Here is an 824-nt window from a genome sequence, read left to right as displayed (position 1 = left end):
ACCTGATCGACGGCATCCACCCCACCGCGAACGGCTACGACAAGATGGCCGCCGCCTGGTACGCGGCGCTCCAGTCGGTCCCCGGCAGCATCGGGCAGGGCCCCGGCACCAGCCCCAGCCCGTCGCCGACCTCCTCCGCGACCGCCATCCGGGGGGTGGGGTCGGGCCGCTGCCTGGACGTCACCGGCGTCTCGCAGGTCAACGGCACCCAGGTGCAGATCTGGGACTGCAACGGGCAGAGCAACCAGCAGTGGACGTCGACCAGCGCGGGTGAGCTGCGGGTCTACGGCGGCAAATGCCTCGATGTGAACGGCGGCGGCACCGCGGACGGCAGCAGCGTGATCATCTGGGACTGCAACGGCCAGAACAACCAGCAGTGGCGCTTGAACTCCGACGGCAGCATCACGGCGGTCGGCGCGAACAAGTGCCTGGACGTCCCCAACTACTCGACCGCCAACGGCGTCAAGCTCCAGATCTGGTCCTGCAACGGCCAGAACAACCAGAAATGGACCCGCGTCTGACGGTGCGGTTCCTGCCGTGGTCGCCTTCGCCGAAGGCGACCACGGCCGCGTCCACGACGGAGTCTGCCGGACGGCTCACTCCCAGACCCAACTCATGAGGAAATAGCGTGAAACAAAAACTCAGAGCCATACTGGCGGCCGCTGTCTTACCTCTGGTGGTGGCGGCCATGTTTCTCGGGGTCCGGCCCGCCGCGGCGGCGTCGCTGACCCGGGTGACCGGTTTCGGCAACAACCCGACGAACCTGAACATGTACCTCTACGTGCCCGACAGGGTCGCGGCACGGCCCGCGCTGCTGGTCCTGG

Annotated in this window: 1 protein-coding gene; it reads left to right on the top strand. The window is 67.7% G+C overall.

Features of this window, described 5'->3' with window-relative positions; translation table 11 throughout:
- Positions 1–521, top strand: a 521-nt coding sequence (locus tag FLW16_RS42955) for a lectin (protein ID WP_185949867.1), incomplete at its 5' end; no start/stop codon positions are given.
- Positions 522–824 lie beyond the last annotated feature (303 nt).

Origin of the sequence: Microbispora sp. KK1-11, assembly GCF_006874435.1 — a bacterium.
Classification (GTDB): Bacteria; Actinomycetota; Actinomycetes; order Streptosporangiales; family Streptosporangiaceae; genus Microbispora; species Microbispora catharanthi.
This window is presented reverse-complemented; position numbering and strand designations above follow the sequence as displayed.